At 71.6% G+C, this 2,947-nt stretch carries 2 protein-coding genes and 1 pseudogene; 2 read left to right on the forward strand and 1 reads right to left on the reverse strand.

The genetic code is table 11. The annotated features are described in order from the left end of the window. Positions 1-419: XdhC family protein (locus ABZ281_RS44475; RefSeq protein WP_356663982.1), on the reverse strand; the 419-nt coding region annotated here is incomplete at its 3' end. A 190-nt stretch (positions 420-609) separates the two neighbouring features. On the opposite strand from ABZ281_RS44475, the gene ABZ281_RS44480 reads away from it, so the two are divergent. After that, positions 610-2,583 carry a translation factor GTPase family protein gene (locus ABZ281_RS44480; RefSeq protein WP_356663984.1) on the forward strand — a complete coding sequence of 658 codons (1,974 nt, stop codon included), beginning with the start codon at positions 610-612 and terminating at the stop codon, positions 2,581-2,583. Positions 2,584-2,665: 82 nt separating this feature from the next. Further along, positions 2,666-2,947 (forward strand): annotated as a pseudogene (locus ABZ281_RS44485) (endoglycosylceramidase); the annotation flags it as partial.

Consider the following 2,947-nt stretch of genomic DNA (forward strand, 5'->3'; position numbering starts at 1 on the left):
GTGAGTGCAGCCCCGCGCGGCGCCGGGCCGTCGGTCACGGTCGCCACGGTGACCGGCTCGCCCGCCGCGACCGAGTCCGCGACCCCGCCGAAGCCGGGATCCCGCTCGGGCGTGACCGCGCGGACGAGCAGAGTGATCTCGCCGCCGCAGGTCAGGCCGACCGCGAAGGCGTCCTCGTCGCTGTAGCCGAAGGTCTCCAGCCGTGCCTCGCCGCCCGCGGCGACCTCCTGCGCCAGCTCGAACACCGCGCCCTCGACACAGCCCCCGGAGACGCTGCCCACGACCTCCTCGCCCGGGCCCACCGCCATCGCCGCGCCCGGGTCGCGCGGCGCGCTGCGGCTGACCTGGACGACCGTCGCGAGTCCGAACGGCACCCCGGCCGCGTACCAGCGGCCGAGCACCGGGAGTACGTCACGCACGAGCCGCTCCCTTCCTTGCGGGCACCCCGCCGGGTACCCCGGCAGCGGTTAATTCCGTTGTGGCCCTCCGTGCCGGTCTGCTGCACTGCACAGGACAGCGACGTCACCGAGTCCGAAGGAGCTCCAATGCGCACTGCGTGCATGTCCCCCCAGTCAGGAAAGGACCTCTCTCCGAAGGACATGACGCTTCGTGCACATGCTCAACCTGGGAATTCTCGCCCATGTCGATGCCGGTAAGACCAGCCTGACCGAGCGGCTGCTCCATTCGGCCGGGGTGATCGACGAGATCGGCAGCGTCGACGACGGGAACACCCGCACCGACACCCTCGCTCTGGAGCGCCGGCGCGGCATCACCATCAAGTCCGCCGTCGTCTCGTTCCCGCTCGACGGCGTGACCATCAACCTCATCGACACCCCCGGTCACCCGGACTTCATCGCCGAGGTGGAGCGCGTCCTCGGTGTGCTGGACGGCGTCGTCCTGGTGATCTCCGCCGTCGAAGGGGTGCAGGCGCAGACGCGGGTGCTGATGCGGACGCTGCGGCGGCTGCGTCTGCCCACCCTGCTCTTCGTCAACAAGATCGACCGGGGCGGGGCGCGCCACGAGGCGGTGCTGCGGGAGATCTCGGCCCGGCTGACCCCCGCGATCGTGCCGATGGGGGCCGCCACCGGCCTCGGCACCCGCACGGCCCGCTTCACCGCCGGGCTCGGACCGTCCGCCGCCCTCGACGTCCTGACCGGGCACGACGATGCCCTGCTGGCCGCGTACGTCGAGAACACCGTCACGGACGTGGCGCTGCACAGGTCCCTCGTCGCGCAGACCGGGGAAGCGCTGGTCCACCCGGTCTACTTCGGCTCCGCCGCCACGGGCGCGGGTGTGGACGCGCTCCTGACCGGCATCGAAACACTGCTCCCGGCCGCCGGCGGGGACGCGGACGGGCCGGTCTCCGCCACCGTGTTCAAGGTCGCCCGGGGCCCGGCGGGGGAGAAGGTCGCCTACGCCCGGATGTTCTCCGGGACCCTGCGCACCCGCGACCGGGTCCCCTTCGGAACGGACGGCGCCGAAGGCCGGATCACCGGCATCAGCGTCTTCGGCCACGGCACGGACACCCGCGAGGACTCCGTCGCCGCCGGCCGGATCGCCCGCCTCACCGGGCTCGGCGACATCCGGATCGGCGACGCGATCGGCGAACCCCGCAAGGCGTACGAGCACTTCTTCGCCCCGCCGACCCTGGAGACGGTCGTCGTCCCCGGCCCGGGCGTGAACAGGGGAGCGCTTCACCTTGCGCTCACCCAGCTCGCCGAACAGGACCCGCTGATCGGCCTGCGCGGCGACGAACGACGCCAGGAGACCTCGGTCTCGCTGTACGGCGAGGTGCAGAAGGAGGTCATCCAGGCCACCCTCGCCGAGGACTACGGCCTCGACGTCACCTTTCGCGAGACGACCCCGCTGTGCGTCGAACGGCCCGTCGGCACCGGGCAGGCCGTGGAGTTCAACAAGAAGGACCCGAACCCGTTCCTCGCGACGGTCGGCCTGCGTGTCGACCCCGCGCCGGTCGGTTCGGGCGTCGGCTTCCGGCTGGAGGTGGAGCTCGGGTCGATGCCGTACGCCTTCTTCAAGGCCGTCGAGGACACCGTGCGCGAAACCCTCGACCAGGGTCTGCACGGCTGGCAGGTCACCGACTGCTTGGTCACCATGACCCACAGCGGCTACTCGCCCCGGCAGAGCCACGCCCACCAGGCTTTCGACAAGAGCATGTCGAGCACGGGGGCCGACTTCCGCGGCGTGACCCCGCTGGTGCTGATCGAGGCGTTGCGGCGGGCCGGGACCCGGGTCCACGAGCCGCTGCGCCGCTTCCGCGTCGAGGCGCCCGCAGACACCCTCGGAGCCCTGCTGCCGGTCCTCGCCGGGCTCGCGGCCGTACCCGAGAAGACACGGAACCGGGAGGACGTCTGCGTCCTCGAAGGCACCGTGCCGGCCGCCCGGGTGCACGCCCTCGAACAGAAGCTGCCGGGGCTGACCCGGGGCGAGGGCGAGATGGAGAGCTCCTTCGCTCACTATGCGCCGGTCACGCACGGCACGATCCCCCAGCGTCCGCGCACCGACCACAATCCGCTGAACAGGAAGGAGTACTTGTTGAACGTGACGCGGAGGGTCGGTGTCTGAGGTGTGAGGGTCGACCGCGCGGGAACTTACTCCAGAGTCAGGGGTGTTGACGGTGTCCTGATATCGCCGGACTGTAGTGGACATGCCGACTATCCGAGCGCGTCTGCTGGTTGTCCTGGTCGTCCTCTTCGGCTCCGTGTCGGTGGCGGGCGTCCCGCCGGCCACCGCCGCACCCCCTCCCGGCTCCCTCTGGTTCGACGATCCGACCGTCACGGTGCGGGACGGCCGCTTCACCGACGCCCACGGCCGCGAGATCGTGCTGCGCGGCTACAACGTCTCCGGCGAGACCAAACTCGCGGAGAACAAGGGCCTGCCCTTCGCGTCGGTGGCCCACGGCCCCCCCGCGCCGTCCCCCCCGCGCGCC

The organism is Streptomyces sp. NPDC006265 (genome assembly GCF_040613555.1).
Classification (GTDB): domain Bacteria; phylum Actinomycetota; class Actinomycetes; order Streptomycetales; family Streptomycetaceae; genus Streptomyces.